The organism is Pseudomonas sp. TAA207 (assembly GCF_001529285.1).
GTDB classification, from domain to species: domain Bacteria; phylum Pseudomonadota; class Gammaproteobacteria; order Pseudomonadales; family Pseudomonadaceae; genus Aquipseudomonas; species Aquipseudomonas weihenstephanensis.
The window spans coordinates 236248-256110 of record NZ_LLWJ01000072.1 but is presented as its reverse complement, the minus strand read 5'-3'; the positions used below and the strand labels follow the sequence as shown (position 1 = coordinate 256110).

Sequence of the window (19863 nt, the reverse complement as noted above, 5' to 3'; positions counted from 1 at the left end):
ACATGTCAATTTTCGTCGAGCTGGTCACCCTGCAACCCCACATTGCCGGTCAGGGATGCCTGATCGTCAAGAACTGGACCGGTGGCCACGAGCGTCTGGAGTTCTCTATCCAGCGCAATCAGGACGGCTACTTCCTGCAAGGCGACCAGCACTGGAGCAACAGCCAGTACTGGTTCAAGGTCGCGCATTTCAGCGCCGCCGCCAACGGCGACGAGCTGGAAACCGTGGTCGGCCCGCAGTTGGTCGACCCGTTGCTCGACGTGGGCGGCATGGCCACGTTTCGTATTGTCTTGCGCGAGCAAGGCGGCGAGGGGCATACCGAAGTCGGCATGTTGAGCCCTGCGCCCAACCTGCAATCGTCCGTCGCGGCCAGTGATGAAAAACAGGTTGCGCACGAAGACACCGGTCAGTTGAAAACGCCGGTGTCGCCACCGGCAGTGGTTGCACCAGAACCCGAGCCAGAACCTGAACCTGAGCCAGTCCCTGAACCGGTCGTGGAACCCGTGGCGCCTGAACCTGTGCCAGCGCCACCCCCTGAGCCCGCGGCTGCCAAAAAGAAAGGCTGGCTGATTGCATTGATCATCGCCGTGCTGGTGCTGGCGGCGATCGCCGTGGGTGCCTGGTTTTGGCTGAACAAAACGCCGGCAGTGGATGCTCCGGCGGGCGACACAACACAGATGCCAGAACCCAAGCCCGAGCCGCCTGCCGATAACCAGGCCTGCACCCTGGACAGCATGACTACCCTGCCTGAGCTGGCCTTCGTGCAGGCATGCATCAAAAAAGCACCTGGCAGCGCCGAACTGCTGGAAATCATCAACGTGGCCAAAGCCAACAACCACTGTGGCGTGGCCCAGCGTTTGTACGCCAACCGTGCGCAAGCGGGCGACCTGCAAATCGCCGCTGCGTATGCCCACGAATACGACCCGAAATTCCATCAGGCCAGCACCTGTTTCGCTGAGCCGGACAAAGCCACCGCCGCGTATTGGTACGAAACCATCCTCACCCAAGAGCCTGAGAATGCCGAAGCCAAGGCCCGTTTTGAGGAATTGAAACCATGAGCCGTTTTGCTCTGGCCGCCAGCGCGGTGCTCGCCTTGTGCATTGGCAGCTCGCTGGTCCACGCCGACGATAAGCCGCTGATTCAGGAAGGCAAGAAAACCCTGTTTCAACGCGTCCTGACCACGCCCGGTTGCACACTCAGCAGCAGCGCCGGTGGCGAACCCGGCGCCGCGCAGCCCACCTTCAGCCGCTTTTACGTGTACGAGCGGGCGCAGGCAGCGAATGCGCAATGGCTCAAAGTCGGCCCCGACAGCTACGGCAAAACCATCGGCTGGCTACCGGCCAGTTGCACCACCGACTGGAAGATGCAGCTCACACTGGCCTTCACCAACCCGGCCAACCGCGACCGGCTGATGTTCTTCAAAGACCGCGCCACCCTCGAAGGCATCCTTGATGCCCCGGACCCGGTGAGCCAGGTCGCCCCGCTGCGCGCCAAGCTCAAGCAAGGCACGCTGGCGCCGGGTGTGTTGGCGCAAGAGCCGGAATACTTCGTCGACCTGCACAAGCAGTTCTACCTGCTGCCGGTGCTCAGCGGCGAAGAAGTCATGACCGAAGAAGGCTTTCGCACCCGCCTGCTCAACGTGGCCTCGGTGAGTAAAGCCGAAGATAAGCCGGTGCAGGCCGGCGCAGCCAATGCGCCCGATGCCGGCGCGGTGAAAACCAGTCAGTTGAAGGAATTCAGCGCGGCGGTGGTGTTCGTCATCGACTCCACCATCTCGATGGACCCGTACATCGACCGCACCCGCGAAGCGATTCGCAAGGTCTACAAGCAAATCGAAAGCGAGAACCTGGGCAATCAGGTCAAGTTCGGTCTGGTCGCGTTTCGCTCCAACACCCAGGCGGTGCCGGGGCTTGAGTACGTGACCAAAATGTACGCAGACCCGAACAAGGTCACGGGCAGTGACGACTTTTTGGCCAAAGTGGCTGACCTCAAACAAGCCAAAGTCTCCAGCAAAAGCTTCGACGAAGACTCGTATGCGGGCGTGATGCACAGCATCGAGAAGGTGGACTGGTCGCAGTTCGGTGCCCGTTACGTGGTACTGATCACCGACGCGGGCGCCCTTGAGGGAGACGACAAACTCAGCAGCACCGGCCTGAGCGCCGACCAGGTGCGGCTCGAAGCGGCCAACCCTGGCGTGGCGATTTACACCCTGCACCTCAAAACCCCGGCCGGTATCAAAGACCACGGCAAAGCCGAGGCGCAGTACCAGAACCTGTCGACTTACCCCGGCACCAACACCTCGCTGTACTACCCGGTCAATGCCGGTGATGTGCAAGCGTTCGGGCAGAAAGTCGATGCGCTGGCAGGCGCTATCACCGCGCAGGTGAAAGCCGCTTACATGGGCGACGACGCCATCGGCAGCGCGCTGAATGCCAAGCAGGACGTGGTCGCCAAAAAAGACCCGGCTGAACAGAAAATGCTCGCTGACGCAGCGCTGATCGGCCACGCCATGCAGTTGGCGTATCTGGGTGAAAAAACCAACAGCCAGGCGCCGCCGGTGTTTGAGGCGTGGATCACCGACCGTGACTTGATCAAGCAAAACATCCCCACCACCGATGTGCGGGTGCTGCTGACCAAGGCCCAGCTCAGCGACTTGAGCGACGTGATGAAACAGATTCTGGACGCCGCCAACGAGGGTCTGATCTCTCCCACCGAGATGTTTGATCGCTTGCGTTCGGTGGCCGCGACGATGGGCGCCGATCCTAATCAGCTCAAGCAAAACGGCAACGCCAAACTGGCTGACATGGGCGTGCTCGGCGAATACCTCGAAGACCTGCCCTATCAGAGCGAAGTGCTCAATCTGGACGAAGAAACCTGGAAGAGCTGGGACGGTCTGGCCCAAGAGCGCTTCATTCGTAACCTGAGCACCAAACTGCGCCACTACCAGCGTTACAACGCGGACGTGGACCGTTGGGTGGCCTTGGCCAAAGACAGCGATGCACGGGACAACGTGTACCCGGTGCCGCTGGAAATGATGCCGTAACGGGGCGCGCATGCTCGATATTCAAGACATGCTCGTGCGCCGTGGCAGCGGCGCGCAGGCGCACAGCGTGCGCTTGGCGACCTTGCAGGTGAAGCCCGGAGAAATTCTGGCCATCACCGGTGAAAGTGGCTGCGGCAAAAGCACCTTGCTCGAAGCCATCGGCCTGTTGCTGCAACCGGTTGAGCTGGGGCGTTTTGACCTCGGCCCGCCGCGCGCCACGCTGGACATCGCGCAGATGCTGGCGGGCAACGACCAACCGGGGCTGTCGCAGGTGCGTTCGCGGCACTTGGGTTTCATCTTGCAGAGTGGCGGCCTGCTGCCGTTTTTGAGCGTGCGCGACAACATCAGCCTGCCCCGGCGTTTGTTGGGCATGCCAGCAGAGAGTGCGCAGGTAGATCGCGCGGTCCACGCCCTGCGCCTCGACGGCTTGCTCGGCAAACTGCCGCAGGCTTTGTCCATCGGTGAGCGCCAGCGTGTGGCGTGTGTGCGGGCCATCGCCCATGAACCGCAATTGCTGCTGGCTGACGAACCCACGGCCTCACTCGATCCGCACAGCGCCAAGCGTCTGTTTGAGTTGTTGCTCAGCCTGGTTAACGAGTTGGGCTTGAGCGCGCTGGTGGTGTCCCACGACTGGGCGCTGGTACGCGACTTTGGCTTGCCGCGCCTGGGCGCGGTCAGCCGTCAGGGAGAAACACTGTTTGAAGCGATGGATTAGCCGCCTCGGCCTGCTCGGCTCGCTGGCGGTCCAGGACCTCTGGCACGACCGCAAAGTATCGTTCTGTATCGCCGCCTCGCTGGTGGCGGTGATCGCGCCGCTGTTGCTGCTGTTCGGACTCAAACACGGGGTGGTCAGCCAGTTGCAGAACGAACTGCTGAGCGATCCGCGCAACCTTGAAGTGAAAATGCTCAGCAGCGGCAATTACGACACGGCGTGGATCGAGCGTTTGCGCCTGCAACCTGAGGTCGGTTTTGCCATCGGCCAGACCCGCTCGCTCAATACGCAGGCTGACCTGCTGGTGGGCATGCAGCGTTTTGTCGAAAACGCCGAAATCATCCCCAGCGATGCGAGCGACCCGCTGCTTAATCTGCCGCAGATCCGCCTCGACGGCCAACAAGTGATTCTCAGTGATCGCGCCGCCCAGCGTTTGCAGGCCAAGGTCGGTGATAACGTGCGCTTACGCGTCTCACGGCGTCTGGACGGGATCAATGAGCGCGGCGAACTGAATGTGCAGGTGGTGGCCGTGCTCGATGCCGCACGCTTTGGCCGCGCCGCAGGTTTTGTCGCACCGCCGTTGCTGCTGCAACTTGAGCGTTTTCGCGACGGCTATCAGGTGCCCGCGTTCGGCCTTGACACCGGCAAGCCGCAGGGGGCGCTGCAACCGCTTTACGCCCGTGCCCGCGTGTATGCCCGCGACATCGATGGGGTCGCGCCGCTGGAGCGCTGGCTCAACCAACAAAACATCGAAACCGCCAGCCGTTTGGCCGATATCGACAACGTTAAAGCCATCAACCATGTGCTGGGCCTGATCTTCGGCGTGATTGCCGCGGCGGCGCTGATCGGCTGTATTGCCTCGATGATCGGCGCCTTTTTGGCCAACATCGATCGCAAGCGCAAAAGCCTCGCGGTGCTGCGCTTGCTCGGTTTTACCAGCCCTGCGGTGGCTGGATTCGTCATTGCCCAAGCGTTGTTGTTGAGCCTGGTGGGCTATGTCGGCGGGCTCGCATTTTATGGGGTCGGCAGCCTGCTGTTCGACCACTTGCTCGGCAGCAGTCAGGCCACCGGCACCTTTGTTTGTCACATCACTGTCTGGCACGGGCTGGCAGCCCTGCTGATTGCTTTATTGGTCGCAGCACTGGTCGCCATTATCGGCGCGCTACGGGCCATCAGCATCCAACCTGCGGAGAGTCTGCGTGAGCTATAAACGTGTTGTGTTGATCGCATCCTTAAGCCTTGGCTACCTGCTCAACGCCTCGGCGGCGGGCTGGGACGAGAAGTATTACAACCCCGCGCCCGACGCCAATGACGTGGTGCTGCCAATGCCGTGCGACGGTGCAATGGTGTTTCGCAAGGTGTTCATCCCGGTGACCGGTCCGCTGGACGACTACCCGATCAACATTGGTCAGGACAGCCCGGAGTGGGGTTACGTCGAGCAAAAGCGCCCCTCGTTCATTGCGGGTAGCTTTACCGGCGCCAAGAGCGACAAGTCGCGTTACTACTTGATGGCCAAGTACGAAATGAGTCAGTTGCAATACCAGGCACTGACCGCCGAGACCTGCCCCGCACCGTCCAACAAACTGCGCTTGGCGCAAGTGGCCGTGAGCTGGGTGCAAGCCATCGACGCCAGCGACAAGTACAACCTGTGGTTGCGCAAAAATGCGGCCGACAAGTTGCCCAAAGAAGACGGTGCGCTGGGCTTTTTGCGCCTGCCGACTGAAACCGAGTGGGAGTTTGCTGCCCGTGGCGGGCTGGAAGTCGGCGCTGCCGAATTCAGCGACACGCGCTACCCGATGCCCGAGGGCCTGAACGCTTACGAATGGTTCGGCGGCGCGCAATCGTCCAACGGCAAGTTGCAACTCACGGGCCTGCAAAAGCCCAACCCGCTGGGCCTGCATGACATGCTCGGCAACGCCGATGAAATGATGTTTGAACCGTTCCGCCTCAACAAACTCGACCGCCAGCACGGTCAGGCTGGCGGCTACGTGGTGCGCGGCGGCAACTACCTGACGCCGCAAGCGGACCTGCGCACAGCGCTGCGCAAGGAAGAGCCTTACTACAACGCTGACGGCCAGGTTAAAAACAAAACCACTGGCCTGCGGCTGGTGCTGGTCTCGCCCACGCTGACCTCGCGCGAGCGCGTGGGCAGCATCGAGAAGAGCTGGAAAAAACTCGGCACCGGGACTCAAGAAGGCGATCAAGCCAAAGACAAAGGCGCTGTTCAAGAATTGAACAACCTGGCGTCGGCGGTCGAAGACAAGGCCCTCAAAGAGAAGCTGCAAGCCCTGGAAAACCAGCTGCGTGCCAGCAACCAGCAGCAAGAAGAAACCCGCGATCAGGCGATTCGCGCCAGCCTCAACCTGGGCGCCTTTTTGTGCACCAAGATGCTCGACGACGGCCAGTACCTGGACTTCTTGCAGAAGAACTACGCGCTTAACTGCGAATCCGAAGACAAAGACCCCAGCTGCGACATGCGCAAAGGCAAGCTGGAGGAGCAAAAAGACCGTTTGCACAAACTCAGCCGCTACTACGCCAGCAGCCTGGTGGAATCCGCCTCGTTGTATGGCCAGCCGCTGCTGGAGCCACAAGTGCCGGTGATGGAAGAAATCATCAGCCAGAACAAACAACTGCAAGAACTCAAACCTTACCTGCGCACCCACTGGGCGAATCAGAAGACCTACCTGCAAAAGCAGAAGATCGACACTGACGCCTGGCTGAAAAGCTGCAAGTCGGTCACCCAATAAGCCCAACACCTGTTTCAACAAGGAGCAATACGATGATGCGCAGCCTGTGGTCCTCATCCAAATTACTGATCAGTTTTGTACTCACAGGCAGCCTGCTGCTGGGGGGTTGCGCCAGCACCGGCAGCGGCATGTTGGGGGCGGGCGCTCCGGCACCGGACCCACGCCTGACTCAGGGCACCGATGCAGAGTTCTTCAGCAAGTCCGGTTATCAGGCGTGCGCGATGGGCGCGGGCGCGGCGATTCTGGCCTGCACCCTGTCCAACTCCGGCAACAAAGCAGTGTGCATGGTGGCCGCCGGTGTGGCGGCGTGTGGTGTGGCGATGGGCGCCAACTACTACGTGGATCAGCGTCGCAGCGAATACGCCAACACCTCGCAGCGTTTGCAGAAGTACAACAGCGACGTACAACTGGACACGCAAAAAGTCGTGACCCGTACCGCCACGGCCCAGCAAGTGATCAACGATGACAAGCAGCAGATCGCTCAGATCAAACGCGACCTGGCCAGCAAGAAAATCGACAAGGCCCAGGCACAGCAGCAGATTGCGGTCATCGACAGCAACATCGACCAGTTGCGCAGCGAAGTCAAAAACATGCAGGCCAAAGTCACAGGCTACAACGACGTGGTCAAAGTTGAACGCGCCCAGGGCAATGCGCCTGAGCTTAAGCAAATGGATGCCAACATTTCGAAGATGAACCAGAAAGTGGCCAGCCTGCAAAAAGAAGTCGATGGTTTGTACAGCCAGCGCTCCGCGATCACGTTGGGTTAAGACTATGAACGCACGATTGACGCTGGGTTTTGCTGCTCTATTGGCGTTGTCTGGCTGCGCCACCCAACCGGGTGAATGTGACGCCAACAACCGCGACGCGAGCCTGTTCACCAAAGTGAACTGCGACGCGGGCGGCGGTTACAGCGAGCAGATTCGCCAAAACGAAACGGAGCTGGCCAAGTCGCAGCAAGAAAACGCGATGTTCCATCAGGTCTATCAAGACATTGCCGCGCAACAAGCGGCCTCGCGCACTGACCTGCAAGCGCAGCAAAAATCTCAGGCGGCGTTGAACCAGTCGCTGAGCCAATTGCTCGGCTCGCTCAAGGCCCGCAAAGGTAACAAGGCGCAGGTTCAGCAGCAGATCGCCAGCCTTGAACAGCAGCTCAAGGCCGCGCAAGCCAAACCTGCCAGCAGCACCAACCCCAAGCAATTGGCGGCCAAGCAGGCAGAACTCAAAGCGCTGCAAAAGAAGGTTAATCAGCTGCAATTTAGCCTCGGTTACGAATAACCCCTTCGGGTGCATTCAGTCGGCGGCCTTGCGCCGCCGACGTCATTTTCAGGAACTCACTGCATGCAGCGCATTACCCGGGACGAGCACGCCACCTCAGCAGGGCTGGACGCGCTCAAAGCCAAGATCGCCTTGATCCTCAAGCACTTTCCGCCCTCGGTGGCGAGTGTCTACGCGATCCCGCGGCTGGGCAGCGGCGATGTGGTGGAGTGGTGGACCGAGTTGGGCGGCCAGCCCACGCGTTTTCATGAGCTGGACGAAGACCGGCAGGTCGCGTTGCTGGAGCGTTACCACCAGCGCCAGGAAACCCTGGGGCTGTTGGCCGATGAGTTGGTCACCCGTGGCCAGTCGGAGCAGGCGGCCAGCTTGCGCACGCTGATTGGCCCGCCAGACCTCAACAATCTTTACAGCATCAATGGCGATCCGGTGGTGGTGCGCTGGGGCCTGGCGCCGGAGCCGGTGGTCGCGCCCGCGCCCCCCCCGCCGCCTGTGCCGCGCCCGGTGGTGGTGCGCCGCGTTTGGCGCGGCTGGCCGTGGTTGCTGCTCGGGTTGTTGTTGCTGGGCCTGTTGCTGTGGGCGTTATGGCATTGGCGTCTGCCGGCGATGAACCTGTTGCCGAGCCAGACCCACCAGGTTTGCCGCGCCAAAACGCCGGTGGGCAGCGAGTTGCCGCCAGAGTTTGTGGTCATCCTCGACACTTCGGGGTCGATGAACCTCAACATCGACGCCACCAAGGACGATGAAGACTGGTACTTCAAGAGCCGCCCGCAACCCGAAGACGATGACCCGCGCACGGTCAAAATTTTCGCGGCGCAAACCCGTCTGGATGTGGCCAAGGCGTCGCTGACCGGGATGATCAACAACTTGCACCCGGACATCGACACGCGGTTGATGACGTTTGCCGGGTGTTTCCGTCAACCGGATCACGGCGTATTTAACGCCGCGCAGCGCCCGCAACTGATCGCGGGCATTCAAGGATTGACCGCCAATGAAGGCACGCCGTTGGCGTCGAGCCTGAAAAAAGCCGCCAGGCAGGTCAATGGCCGAGACCGTGATGCGGTGATCGTGATGTTTGTCGACGGCGACGATGGCTGCAACGAAAACGTCTGCAAAGTGGCGCAAAACATCGCCATCGAACAACCTCGTCTGCGGGTCAACGTGGTCAATATCGGCGACAGCTCGTTGTCCAACTGCATTGCAGAAAACACCGGTGGCAGCATCTACTCCAGCCGCAACGCCAGCGACTTGGCCAACGCCCTGAAAAACGCGACCGAGGCCGTTTCAGAATGTGATTAACGCGCAGGCGCTGCCGCCCACTGCGAGCGTTTGATTTAAACGCTCACAGCCTGCGCCAGCGCCTGCGGCGGTTACGTCAAGCGCTGTACCTCAGGCAGGTGCATGGCCTCGACTTCCTGTTGCAAAAAGTCACTCAGGCGGCGCAAGCGCTCACCGCCGGGTCGGGTTTTAGGCCACACCAAGTAGTAATTTTCGCCACTGGCCACCGCCGTGCGGAACGGCAAACTCAGACGGCCCTGCGCCACGTCTTCGGCCACCATCAGCAAGTCGCCCATCGAAATGCCGTACCCGCGTGCGGCCGCGATCATGCCCAGTTCCAGGGTGTCGAACACCTGTCCGCCTTTGAGCGATACCTGCCCGGTCAAGCCCTGGCAGTCGAGCCAGCGGCGCCAGTCACGCCGGTCGGGGGTCGGGTGCAGCAACTCGGTGGTGGCCAGACGTTGAATATTCCAGGGCTGATCTGTGAGCAAATTGGGCGCCCCCACCGGAATCAACATTTCTGGAAACAGCAACGTTGCTTCCCAGTCAGGCGGGAAATGCCCGTTGCTCAGCAGCACGGCGCAGTCGAACGGTTCCTGATTGAAGTCGACGTGGTCGATGTCCATCCACGCGCTGGTCAGTTGCACTTCATTGCCCGCCTGCAAATGCCGAAAGCGGCTCAGCCGCGCCAGTAACCAGCGCATGGTCAGGGTCGAAGGCGCCTTCATGCGCAAGATGTCATCTTCGGCGCGCAACGTGGTGCAGGCGCGTTCCAGCGCGATAAACCCTTCACGCACCCCCGGCACCAGCAAACGGGCGGCTTCGGTCAGTTGCAAGTGGCGGCCATTGCGCTGAAATAACCGACAGGCAAAGTGCGCTTCGAGGGTTTTGATATGGCGGCTTACCGCACTTTGTGTGATCGACAATTCGTCTGCCGCACGGGTAAACGAACTGTGGCGGGCTGCTGCTTCGAAGGCGCGCAAGGCATACAGAGGAGGAAGGCTACGCGACATGAGGAATATTCCTTGAATACACCGGATCAGGACTTATATGACGGCATCAGCTATGAGTTTTTATCATGTTATGGATCGTTTTTATCCCTTTGCTTAAAACACGCAAGGCGCCGAGAATCCAGCCTTTGAACGTATCTTAAGAAATCGAACCGATGACCAAACAGCATTCTGCCGCTATTGAACTCAAGGCCATCATGCGGTTGGCCGGGCCGCTGATCGCCTCGCAGTTGGCGCACATGCTGATGGTGCTCACCGACACGCTGATGATGGCGCGCCTGAGCCCCGAGGCTTTGGCAGGCGGCAGTCTGGGGGCGGCCAGCTACTCGTTTGTGTCGATCTTCTGCCTGGGGGTGATTGCGGCGGTGGGCACGCTGGTGTCGATCCGTCAGGGCGCGGGAGATATCGAGGGCGCTACCCGTCTGACCCAGGCCGGTGTGTGGCTGGCGTGGGGGCTGGCGTTGGGCGCGGCGCTGATCTTGTGGAACATCAAGCCGGTGTTGCTGTTATTCGGGCAAACCCCGAGCAACGTCGAGATGGCCGGGCAGTTTCTGTTGCTGCTGCCCTTCGCCCTGCCCGGCTACATGACATTCATGGCCTTGCGCGGCTTCACCAGCGCGATGGGTCGGCCGATGCCGGTCATGGTCATCAGCGTGATCGGCACGGTGGCGAACTTTTTACTCAACTACGCGCTGATCACCGGGATGTTCGGCTTGCCCAAGTTGGGTTTGATGGGCATCGGGCTGGTCACGGCCATTGTGGCGACTTGCATGGCGCTGGGCCTTGCCTGGCATATTCATCGGCATCCGGCCTACGACGCGTATCCCCTTCGCAAGGGGTTGTCGCGTATTAACCTGACCTACCTGCGCGAGCTGTGGCGCCTGGGTTTACCGATTGGCGGCACCTACGCAGTCGAAGTCGGCCTGTTTGCGTTCGCGGCGTTGTGCATGGGCACGATGGGCAGCACGCAACTGGCAGCGCATCAAATCGCGTTGCAGATCGTGTCAGCGGCGTTCATGGTTCCGGCGGGCATGTCGTATGCGATCACCATGCGCATTGGCCAGCATTATGGGGGTGGCGACTTGCTACGGGCGCGACTCGCAGGCCGGGTCGGCATCGGTTTTGGCGCGGCGACCATGTTGTGCTTTTCGTTTGTGTTTCTGGTGTGGCCTAAAGAGTTGGTCGGTTTGTTGCTCGATTACGACAATCTGGCGTTCCGCCCGGTGTTTGAACTGGCAATGAGCCTGTTGGCGGTGGCCGCGTGGTTCGAACTGTTCGACGGTGCGCAAACCATTGCTATGGGCGCCATTCGCGGGCTTAAAGACGCCAAGACCACTTTTTTGGTCGGCCTGTTTTGCTATTGGGCGATTGGCGCACCGCTGGCCTGGGTGTTGGCGTTCACCTTCAATTGGGGCCCTGCGGGCGTGTGGTGGGGGTTGGCGGTGGGCCTGGCGTGCGCCGCCATCAGTCTGACGCTGGCATTTGAATGGAAGATGCGGCGCATGCTCAAGCGTGCGAGCAACGCCGCCATTACCCTGTAGCCGTTATCGGGTTTGCGCCCGATCGCGGCCCCGCATTGCTCGACAGCGGCTATTAGGTTTACGGGCGCGATGCGTGGCCGGCAACAGCGTATCGGCCGCTGTCTTGGGTCAGGAACGTGACCAGTTCGGCCAGTGGTAACGGCTTGCTGATCAAATAGCCTTGCACCTGATCGCAGCCAAAACTGCGCAGCAGTGCCAATTGCTCAGGCGTTTCGACGCCCTCCGCGACCACTTCCAGCTTGAGGTTGTGCGCCAGGTTGATCATGGCAGGCACCAACTGGCGGTTTTCTTCGCGACTTTCCATACCGCCAACGAAGCTTTTATCAATCTTGAGCAGGGTGATCGGCAGGCTGTTGAGGTGCACAAAGGACGAAAATCCGGTGCCGAAGTCGTCCAGCGAGAAGCGCACGCCCAAGCGTCCCAGTGCATCCATCGTTTGCTTGACCAGGTCGCTGCGCCGCATCACGGCGGTCTCGGTCAGCTCAAATTCCAGCCATTGCGCTTCAACCCCGCGCTCGGTGATCAAGCGGCTGAGGGTGGAGAGCAACTGGCTGTCCTGAAACTGGCGAAACGACAGGTTGACCGCCATGTGCAACGGCGCCAGCCCGCGTTCGCGCAGGGCCTGCATGTCACGCAATGCGCGCGAAATCACCCAGTAACCCAAGGGCACGATCAGCCCGCTTTGCTCGGCCAGCGGCACAAATTCGCTGGGGGCCAGCAAGCCGCGCTCGCTGTGACGCCAGCGCACCAGCGCTTCGAGGCCGACAATTTGCCCGCTGGCCAAGTCCAGGCGCGGCTGGTAGTGCAGTTCCAGTTCGTCACGGCGCAACGCCCGGCGCAGCTCGCTTTCGAGATCGGCCAGGCTGCGTGCGTTGCGATTGATGCGCTCATTGAACAGGTGATACGTGCAGCCCTGGGTGCTTTTGGCTTGCTGCATGGCGATGTGGGCGTGCCACATCAGCGGGTCAGCCCCGGCGTTGGCCCGAGCGTGGGCGATGCCCAGACTGCAACCAATCAGCAGGCTTTCGCCGTCGACCCAATACGGTTCGGCCAGCGCTTCGGTGATGCGCTCAGCGATCAGTTCAGCGCGTTCGGGGGCGCGGCGAGTGTCGATCAACAGCGCAAACTCGTCGCTGCCCAGTCGTGCCAATTGATCGCCCGCTTCTAGCTGGCTTTTGAGTCGCGCCACCACTTGCAGGATCAGGCGGTCGCCCGCTTGATGCCCAAGGGCGTCGTTGGCATGACGAAAGTTGTCCAGATCAAGGTGCCCGAGGGCGATGCCGCGCCCTTCGCTTTCGGCCAGCCGCACCGCCAGCAAGGTCTGGAACCCCTGGCGATTGGCGATACCGGTCAGCGGGTCTTCTTCGGCCAGGCGCTGCAAGGTGTGTTCGAGCACGCCACGCTCGCGCACATGGCGCAAGCTGCGGCGCAGCGAATCAGCGTTCAGTTGGGGGGCCACTAACCAGTCGCTGACACCTTGGGGCGTTGCCTGGGGTTCGGTGTCCAGCAACAAAATCGTCGACAACCGGCAGCGACCCGGTGCGGGCTGTAGCGTGGGGGTGGTCAGTAACAACGCGTGGCGGTCGTTTTCGAACAGATAGCTGACAGCTTCCCAATTGGGCGCGCACACCAGCACGGCTGCGCCTTTCATTGGCGCCAGACACTCGCGCAATAACGCTGCCCAAGAAGGCTCTTGGGCCAGTAGCAGTAAACGCAAGGGTTCGACAGGCGTAGACAAGCTGGCTCCCTAGACTCTGCAATAATTTCAGGCGGTGGGCATTATGACGCGCCGCCGACCAATGGCAAATGACACTGGTTATCAAATACATATTTGCAGTAATAACCGAACGGTAGCCGCAAATTTGGCCGGCATCCTGCGCGAAAGTAACAAAAGCAGCAAATTTAGACAGAGTGCTACGTCACACTGTCGCAGAGTGGCAGCAATATTTGCTCAGCCTGTTAAAATGCCCGCCCTTTTCAGATACGACCCCCTGACTCGTCATGTCCCGACTCAATCCCCGGCAGCAAGAAGCCGTGAGCTACGTCGGCGGCCCTCTTTTGGTGCTCGCCGGCGCAGGCTCCGGCAAAACCAGCGTGATTACCCGCAAAATCGCGCACCTGATCCAGAACTGTGGCGTGCGCGCTCAGTACATTGTCGCCATGACCTTTACCAACAAGGCCGCGCGCGAGATGAAGGAGCGGGTGGGCACGTTGCTCAAAAAGGGCGAAGGCCGGGGCCTGACGGTGAGTACGTTTCACAACCTGGGGCTCAATATCATCCGCAAGGAACACGCGCGGCTGGGCTACAAACCGGGGTTTTCGATCTTTGACGAAGCGGACGTCAAAGCGCTGATGACCGACATCATGCAAAAGGAATACTCGGGCGAGGACGGGGTCGACGAAATCAAGAACATGATCGGCTCGTGGAAAAACGACCTGATCCTGCCGCCTCAGGCGCTGGAAAACGCCCGCAACCCCAAAGAGCAAACGGCCGCGATCGTTTATACCCACTACCAGCGCACCCTCAAAGCCTACAACGCCGTGGACTTTGACGACTTGATCCTGCTGCCGGTGAAGCTGTTCGAAGAACACGCCGACATCCTCGAAAAGTGGCAGAACAAGGTGCGCTACCTGTTGGTGGATGAGTATCAGGACACCAACGCCAGCCAGTATTTGCTGGTCAAGTACCTGATCGGCACACGCAATCAGTTCACCGTGGTGGGCGATGACGATCAGTCGATCTACGCCTGGCGCGGCGCCCGCCCGGAAAACCTGATGCTGCTCAAGGACGATTACCCGTCCTTGAAAGTGGTGATGCTGGAGCAAAACTACCGCTCCACGAGCCGTATTTTGCGTTGCGCCAACGTGCTGATTTCCAACAACCCGCATGCCTTTGAAAAACAGTTGTGGAGCGAAATGGGCCACGGCGATGAGGTGCGGGTCATTCGTTGCCGCAACGAAGACGCCGAGGCCGAGCGGGTGGCGGTCGAGATCCTCACCTTGCACCTGCGCACTGACCGGCCGTACAGCGACTTTGCGATCCTGTACCGCGGTAACTATCAGGCCAAACTGATTGAGCTGAAGTTGCAGCACCATCAGATTCCTTATCGTCTATCAGGCGGCAACAGCTTCTTCGGACGTCAGGAAGTGAAAGACCTGATGGCCTACTTCCGTTTGATTGTGAACCCGGATGACGACAACGCGTTTTTGCGCGTGATCAACGTCCCACGCCGGGAGATCGGTTCTACGACACTGGAAAAGCTCGGTAACTACGCGACCGAACGCAAAATTTCGATGTACGCCGCCACCGACGAAATCGGCCTGGGCGAGCACCTTGATGCGCGCTACACCGACCGCCTGGCCCGGTTCAAACGGTTTATGGACCGTGTGCGCCAGCAATGCTCGGGCGAAGACCCGATCTCGGCGCTGCGCAGCATGATCATGGACATCGACTACGAAAACTGGCTGCGCACCAACAGTTCCAGTGAGAAGGCGGCGGACTACCGCATGTCCAACGTCTGGTTCTTGGTCGAGGCGTTGAAAAACACCCTCGAAAAAGACGAAGACGGCGCCATGACCATCGAGGAAGCCATCGGCAAGCTGGTGTTGCGCGACATGCTCGAACGCCAGCAGGAAGAGGAAGACGGCGCCGAAGGCGTGCAGATGATGACGTTGCACGCGTCCAAAGGGCTGGAATTCCCTTACGTGTTCATCATGGGCATGGAAGAAGAAATCCTGCCGCACCGTTCCAGCATTGAAGCCGACACCATCGAAGAAGAACGGCGTCTTGCCTACGTGGGTATTACCCGCGCCCGTCAGACACTGGCGTTTACCTTTGCAGCGAAGCGTAAGCAGTACGGCGAAATCATCGACTGTGCGCCGAGTCGCTTCCTGGATGAGTTGCCGCCGGACGATCTGGCCTGGGAAGGCAACGACGACACCCCTACCGAAGTTAAAGCGGTTCGCGGAAATACAGCATTGGCCGATATACGCGCCATGCTTAAACGCTAAAATCGACTATTTTTTCATTCTACCTTCAGCGCATAAGCGCTATTTGAGGACGTTACGTTGGAAGCACTGCACAAGAAAATTCGCGAAGAAGGCATCGTGCTTTCCGATCAGGTTTTGAAGGTCGACGCCTTTTTGAACCATCAGATCGATCCGCAACTGATGAAAGAGATCGGCGACGAGTTCGCGCGTTTGTTCAAGGATGCGGGCATCACCAAGATTGTCACCATCGAAGCGTCGGGCATTGCCCCGGCCGTGATGACGGGCTTGAACCTGGGCGTGCCGGTCATTTTTGCCCGTAAGCACCAGTCGTTGACCCTGACTGAAAACCTGCTGACGGCCACGGTGTATTCCTTCACCAAGCAGACCGAAAGCACCGTTGCGATCTCGCCGCGTCACCTCAAAAGCACCGACCGCGTGCTGGTGATCGACGACTTCCTGGCGAACGGCAAAGCCTCGCAGGCGCTGATTTCGATCATCAAACAAGCGGGCGCGACTGTTGCAGGTCTGGGCATCGTGATCGAGAAGTCGTTTCAGGGCGGCCGTGCCGAACTGGACGCGCAGGGTTACCGCGTTGAGTCGCTGGCCCGGGTTAAATCCCTGGCAGACGGCCACGTGACCTTTATCGAGTAAGTGCGCTTGACACCGCTCTTCGTAGCAGCAGCCTTCGCCAGCTGCTACGAAGAGCGGTGTCTGCTATTTGGCCGTGGCCTGTAACCCCGCCAGCAGCAAGCGCTGATACAGCTCTTCGCGCAGGCCACTGGGGTGTGCCAGTTGCATGCGTTCCAGATGTTGCGCGAAAGCTTGCGGCGACGGCGCGTCGAGGGTGGCTTTGCCCAGTTCGTAGATTTGCGTGAGTTTGAATTTGCTCTTGAGCCAGTTCAAGGCTCGCAGCAGGTCTTGTTCCTGTGCGCTGAAATCACTCCCCAGCGGGTATTCGGGAAATAAGTGCGGGTGGCGCGCCGCTATCGCCTGCAAGCGTTGTGGGCTGTTGTCGGCAAAGCGCGGATCAAGGCAGAAGTCCTTGGGCAATTTGCCGATCTGCTGTGCCTGCTCGATCAGTTCGGTCTGGAAACGCGAGTCGGTGATGTTGAGCAAGGCTTCGATGACCTTGCGGTCGGTCTTGCCACGTAAATCGGCAATCCCGTATTCGGTGATCACGATGTCGCGCAAGTGCCGCGGGATGGTGCAGTGGCCGTACTCCCAGACGATGTTGGAACTCACCTCCCCGCCCGACTCGCGCCAACTGCGCAGAATAATCACCGAGCGTGCGTCATGCAGCGCGTGGCCCTGGGCGACGAAGTTGTATTGCCCGCCCACGCCGCTGAGCACGCGGCCGTCCTGTAACTGATCGGCGACACCGGCGCCGAGCAGGGTCATGGTGAATGCGCTGTTCACAAACCGTGCATCACGCCGTTGCAGGCGCTTGAGTGCTTCATGGCCGTACAGTTCGTTGATAAAACTGATAGCCGTCATGTTGAACTCACAGCGTCTGCTGTGGGGCAGTTCTCTTAAGCGCTGGTAAAAACTGGCGGGGCCGAGGATGAAACCACCATGCACGCAGACGCCATCGGTGTGCAGGCTTTCGTCCAGCGTGCCGGCATTGGCCTGCGCCTGACGCTCCACATCGGCATACACCTTGCGCCGCACAATGCCTGCGTCCGCGAGCACCATCAGCCCGTGCACGAACATTTCACTGCATCCGTACAGGCCCTGAGCGAAAGGATTGAGCCCGCCTTCGCGCTCGATGAGCGTGCCCCAGGGCGTGACGTCCACCTCATCGAGCAACGCGCGATAACCCGCGTTGTCGGCCTGACGCGCCAACAAAGCCGCCACCAGAGCATCGCCCATCGCGCCAATGCCGATCTGTAAGGTGCCGCCGTCGCGTACCAGGGTACTGGCGTGCAACCCGATGAAGTGGTCTTGCGTGCTCACCGGCATGTTGGGCGTGGAAAACAGTGTGGTGCGTTCATCTTCGTCGATCAGCAGGTCAAAATCCTCGGCCTGTAATTCTGAGTCGCCGGGCATGAAGGGCAAGTCGGCGTGTACATGACCGAGCAGCAAAATGGTTTCACCTGCGGCGCGGCGTTTGGCGATCATCGGCAGTAAATCGAGGGTGATGTCGGGGTTGCAGCTCAGGCTCAGGCGCCTGGCATCCTGCGGGTCGCGGGCGATGAGTTGCGCCACCAGGTTCAGGCCGTTGGCGTTGATGTCGCGGGCGGCATGGCTGTAGTTGCTGCTGACGTAATCTTGCTGGGCGGGCGGGCTGTTGAGCAGGCTGCCCGGTTGCATGAAGAACTGTTCGACATGGATGTTGTGGGGCAAGGTATTGCGGTGCAAGTCGCCAAGGAAATCCAGCTCGATGTAATCGCCAAAAACCCGATCAATGAAAGGCTCCAGAAATTGGCGCTGCAACCCTTCACCCAACGCCGGCCGACCCAGGCTGAGTGCGGTGTAGATCGTCAAATGCCGCTCGGGCAGTTGCCTGATGCGCTGATACAGCGCGTTGACGAAACGGTTGGCCTTGCCCAGGCCCAGCGGCAAACCCAGGTGGATATGCGGGGGCAGCCGCGCCAGCACGTCATCCACTGCGCATTCGATTGAACAGGACTGCACCATCTGATCCTCCTAAACCATCCATGTGTAGAGATGTGACTGAGCGTGACGGGTGTTGGTTGCACTGTAACCCTGCCTTCACTGATCAGAACAGGAACAGCGCGTTTATCAGGCGCTGGGCTCGTCTTCATTTTTGGGCATGCGGGTGTTGATTGATAAATAGACGGGCGCCCTGTGCGGGTGCTCCGGGAACCAGACAATCGCATCCTGATACTCCGGTGGATGCACGGGGTTGACCAGAATCTTGTTGGCCTGTTCGGTCGGCGGGAATACCCAGGCCGGCGGGTTCAGCGTGACGCCTTCGAGCGCCGGGATACTCATGACTGACGCGGGGTCTGCGGCCGGCGTCCAGATGACTTCGATGCCGCGGCCCATGTCTGCAACCTGTTGATCGCCGCGTGCTTGCGCGGCAATCACCGGTACGCGCTGCCATTGGGATTGGGTGCCCGTGTAAAAACCGTAGGCGCTCACCGATCCGTCTGACAGGCGTTTGACGTTCAAGCGCACGCGGGTGTTGCCATCGGTGAGGTGGGCGTATTGCTCGGCGCGATAAAAGGCGCTGTCGCCCGAATTGGTGCTGGGCATCAACACGGTAACGATGACGTTGGTGTGTGGCGGTGCCGTGGCCGATAGCGTCCCCTGCAGGCGTGCGCCAAAGATCCTGGCACTGGTTGAGCCGCCAATCCATTGCAAGGGTGTGCCTGCATGGCTGGCCTTGGCGGTGGTGCCCAATACGGCATAGGCGCCGTATTGGGTCAGTGCTTCGACGGGTACAAAGTCGTTGTAGTTGTTGAAGTCCAGCAGCCCGTCAGGCAATGCACATGACTTGGCGAATACGCAGCCCCGGATCAGCCTGACCGGCGCGTTGGCCAAGGGTGTACTCGTCCGTGCGGCCTTGTGTCGTTGGCGGCACGCGGCACATTGGCAACGTGGGTGAAGGGTCGCGACGCAGGTTTCGTACACAAGCATGATTCACTGACTGAGGGTTGTCGTGATGCTAGCCAAGCGCCGGTACGGGGCATATAGGAGGATTCTGAGATGTTCAAGTGGGTTTGTAACCGGGTCTTTCAATTGTGCGGAGGGGGCGGGGATAAAGGCGCACAGCGGCTACCTGGAAAACAGGCACAAAAAAGCCGCCCATCAGCGGCTTTTTTGCAGGAGATCGGTTTATTTCAAACCAGACATCTTCTCGATGGCGCCTTTCAGGTCTTCATCGGAGCACGTCATGCACGTGCCTTTTGGCGGCATGGCGTTGATACCGGTGATGGCCTTGGCCAGGATGCCGTCGAGGCCGCCCTGGTGATCAGCACGTTCTTTCCAGGCAGCGGTGTCATTGATTTTCGGTGCGCCCAGCAGCCCGGTGCTGTGGCAAGCGCTGCAATGCTTGGCGATGATGTCATCAGCCGACATACCACCGCCGCCGCCCACAGAGGCCGTCACTTCCATCCCTTTACATTCTTGCCCTTGAATACAGACCTTACCGACCGGTTCAAGGCGTTTTGCAATGTCATCGTTCGTTGTTGCCTGAGCGTTGACTGCCCATAGGGCCACTACTGTTGCTGGTACGGCCAGCATTTTCATAATTAGGTTCACGCGTTCACCCTCAATGGTGGCTAGTCACGCCCACAACCACGGT

General features: G+C 60.0%; 16 protein-coding genes. 11 read left to right on the top strand and 5 right to left on the bottom strand.

All coding sequences use genetic code 11. The annotated features are described in order from the left end of the window. Positions 1-2: 2 nt before the first annotated feature. From AP059_RS20935 to AP059_RS20900, 8 genes are all read left to right on the top strand, one after another. The gene (locus AP059_RS20935) at positions 3-1058 is read left to right on the top strand and encodes a hypothetical protein (protein WP_059765962.1); all 1056 of its coding nucleotides are present in this window, start codon (positions 3-5) and stop codon (positions 1056-1058) included. Beyond that, on the top strand, positions 1055-3043 hold the full coding sequence (locus tag AP059_RS20930; protein ID WP_059765960.1) for a vWA domain-containing protein: 1989 nt from the start codon (positions 1055-1057) through the stop codon (positions 3041-3043). Before AP059_RS20935 ends, AP059_RS20930 begins: the two co-directional genes overlap by 4 nt. Before the next feature lie 10 nt (positions 3044-3053). Beyond that, positions 3054-3758 (top strand): ABC transporter ATP-binding protein, encoded by a 705-nt coding sequence (locus AP059_RS20925; protein WP_059765957.1) that lies wholly within the window; start codon positions 3054-3056, stop codon positions 3756-3758. Beyond that, positions 3742-4965, top strand: coding sequence for an ABC transporter permease (locus tag AP059_RS20920; RefSeq protein WP_059765954.1), 1224 nt, complete (start codon positions 3742-3744; stop codon positions 4963-4965). The genes AP059_RS20925 and AP059_RS20920 overlap by 17 nt, the downstream gene beginning before the upstream one ends. After that, complete coding sequence (locus AP059_RS20915) at positions 4955-6502, top strand: formylglycine-generating enzyme family protein (protein ID WP_059765951.1); 1548 nt, start codon at positions 4955-4957, stop codon at positions 6500-6502. The genes AP059_RS20920 and AP059_RS20915 overlap by 11 nt, the downstream gene beginning before the upstream one ends. A 32-nt stretch (positions 6503-6534) precedes the next feature. Then, complete coding sequence (locus AP059_RS20910) at positions 6535-7269, top strand: hypothetical protein (RefSeq protein ID WP_059765949.1); 735 nt, start codon at positions 6535-6537, stop codon at positions 7267-7269. 4 nt (positions 7270-7273) lie between these two features. Beyond that, a complete protein-coding gene (locus tag AP059_RS20905) occupies positions 7274-7777 on the top strand; it encodes a hypothetical protein (RefSeq protein WP_059765946.1) in 504 nt (167 codons plus the stop codon). A 63-nt stretch (positions 7778-7840) separates the two neighbouring features. Then, complete coding sequence (locus AP059_RS20900) at positions 7841-9073, top strand: VWA domain-containing protein (RefSeq protein WP_059765944.1); 1233 nt, start codon at positions 7841-7843, stop codon at positions 9071-9073. 71 nt (positions 9074-9144) lie between these two features. Here the strand turns inward: AP059_RS20900 and AP059_RS20895 are convergent, their stop codons facing one another. After that, entirely contained in the window at positions 9145-10065 is a 921-nt protein-coding gene (locus AP059_RS20895; RefSeq protein WP_059765942.1) for a LysR substrate-binding domain-containing protein, read from the bottom strand. A 152-nt stretch (positions 10066-10217) separates the two neighbouring features. On the opposite strand from AP059_RS20895, the gene AP059_RS20890 reads away from it, so the two are divergent. Next, positions 10218-11603 carry a NorM family multidrug efflux MATE transporter gene (locus AP059_RS20890; RefSeq protein ID WP_059765940.1) on the top strand — a complete coding sequence of 462 codons (1386 nt, stop codon included), beginning with the start codon at positions 10218-10220 and terminating at the stop codon, positions 11601-11603. Positions 11604-11661: 58 nt separating this feature from the next. Here AP059_RS20890 and AP059_RS20885 read toward each other — a convergent pair whose 3' ends face one another. Continuing rightward, complete coding sequence (locus tag AP059_RS20885; protein ID WP_059765938.1) at positions 11662-13341, bottom strand: putative bifunctional diguanylate cyclase/phosphodiesterase; 1680 nt, start codon at positions 13339-13341, stop codon at positions 11662-11664. 263 nt (positions 13342-13604) lie between these two features. Between AP059_RS20885 and rep the strand changes: the two genes are divergently transcribed. Beyond that, the gene (gene rep / locus AP059_RS20880) at positions 13605-15614 is read left to right on the top strand and encodes a DNA helicase Rep (protein ID WP_059765936.1); all 2010 of its coding nucleotides are present in this window, start codon (positions 13605-13607) and stop codon (positions 15612-15614) included. 57 nt (positions 15615-15671) lie between these two features. Continuing rightward, on the top strand, positions 15672-16244 hold the full coding sequence (locus tag AP059_RS20875; RefSeq protein ID WP_059765934.1) for a xanthine phosphoribosyltransferase: 573 nt from the start codon (positions 15672-15674) through the stop codon (positions 16242-16244). Between the two features lie 63 nt (positions 16245-16307). Here AP059_RS20875 and AP059_RS20870 read toward each other — a convergent pair whose 3' ends face one another. The 3 genes from AP059_RS20870 to AP059_RS20860 all read right to left on the bottom strand — a co-directional run bounded on the left by AP059_RS20870 (position 16308) and on the right by AP059_RS20860 (position 19808). After that, complete coding sequence (locus tag AP059_RS20870) at positions 16308-18230, bottom strand: acetyl-CoA hydrolase/transferase C-terminal domain-containing protein (RefSeq protein WP_059765932.1); 1923 nt, start codon at positions 18228-18230, stop codon at positions 16308-16310. Between the two features lie 105 nt (positions 18231-18335). After that, positions 18336-19100: an S-type pyocin domain-containing protein gene (locus AP059_RS20865; RefSeq protein WP_059765930.1), complete on the bottom strand. Its 765-nt coding sequence runs from the start codon at positions 19098-19100 to the stop codon at positions 18336-18338. Between the two features lie 294 nt (positions 19101-19394). Next, positions 19395-19808, bottom strand: coding sequence for a c-type cytochrome (locus tag AP059_RS20860; RefSeq protein WP_059765928.1), 414 nt, complete (start codon positions 19806-19808; stop codon positions 19395-19397). Positions 19809-19863: the final 55 nt, after the last annotated feature.

What these genes read in the sequence shown, in the direction of transcription:
- AP059_RS20870 (WP_059765932.1), bottom strand. Translation starts at nt 18,230, where the DNA reads ATGGTGCAGTCCTGTTCAATCGAATGCGCAGTGGATGACGTGCTGGCG.
- AP059_RS20900 (WP_059765944.1), top strand. Translation starts at nt 7,841, where the DNA reads ATGCAGCGCATTACCCGGGACGAGCACGCCACCTCAGCAGGGCTGGAC.
- AP059_RS20910 (WP_059765949.1), top strand. Translation starts at nt 6,535, where the DNA reads ATGATGCGCAGCCTGTGGTCCTCATCCAAATTACTGATCAGTTTTGTA.
- rep (WP_059765936.1), top strand. Translation starts at nt 13,605, where the DNA reads ATGTCCCGACTCAATCCCCGGCAGCAAGAAGCCGTGAGCTACGTCGGC.
- AP059_RS20925 (WP_059765957.1), top strand. Translation starts at nt 3,054, where the DNA reads ATGCTCGATATTCAAGACATGCTCGTGCGCCGTGGCAGCGGCGCGCAG.
- AP059_RS20895 (WP_059765942.1), bottom strand. Translation starts at nt 10,065, where the DNA reads ATGTCGCGTAGCCTTCCTCCTCTGTATGCCTTGCGCGCCTTCGAAGCA.
- AP059_RS20860 (WP_059765928.1), bottom strand. Translation starts at nt 19,808, where the DNA reads ATGAAAATGCTGGCCGTACCAGCAACAGTAGTGGCCCTATGGGCAGTC.
- AP059_RS20930 (WP_059765960.1), top strand. Translation starts at nt 1,055, where the DNA reads ATGAGCCGTTTTGCTCTGGCCGCCAGCGCGGTGCTCGCCTTGTGCATT.
- AP059_RS20935 (WP_059765962.1), top strand. Translation starts at nt 3, where the DNA reads ATGTCAATTTTCGTCGAGCTGGTCACCCTGCAACCCCACATTGCCGGT.
- AP059_RS20890 (WP_059765940.1), top strand. Translation starts at nt 10,218, where the DNA reads ATGACCAAACAGCATTCTGCCGCTATTGAACTCAAGGCCATCATGCGG.
- AP059_RS20905 (WP_059765946.1), top strand. Translation starts at nt 7,274, where the DNA reads ATGAACGCACGATTGACGCTGGGTTTTGCTGCTCTATTGGCGTTGTCT.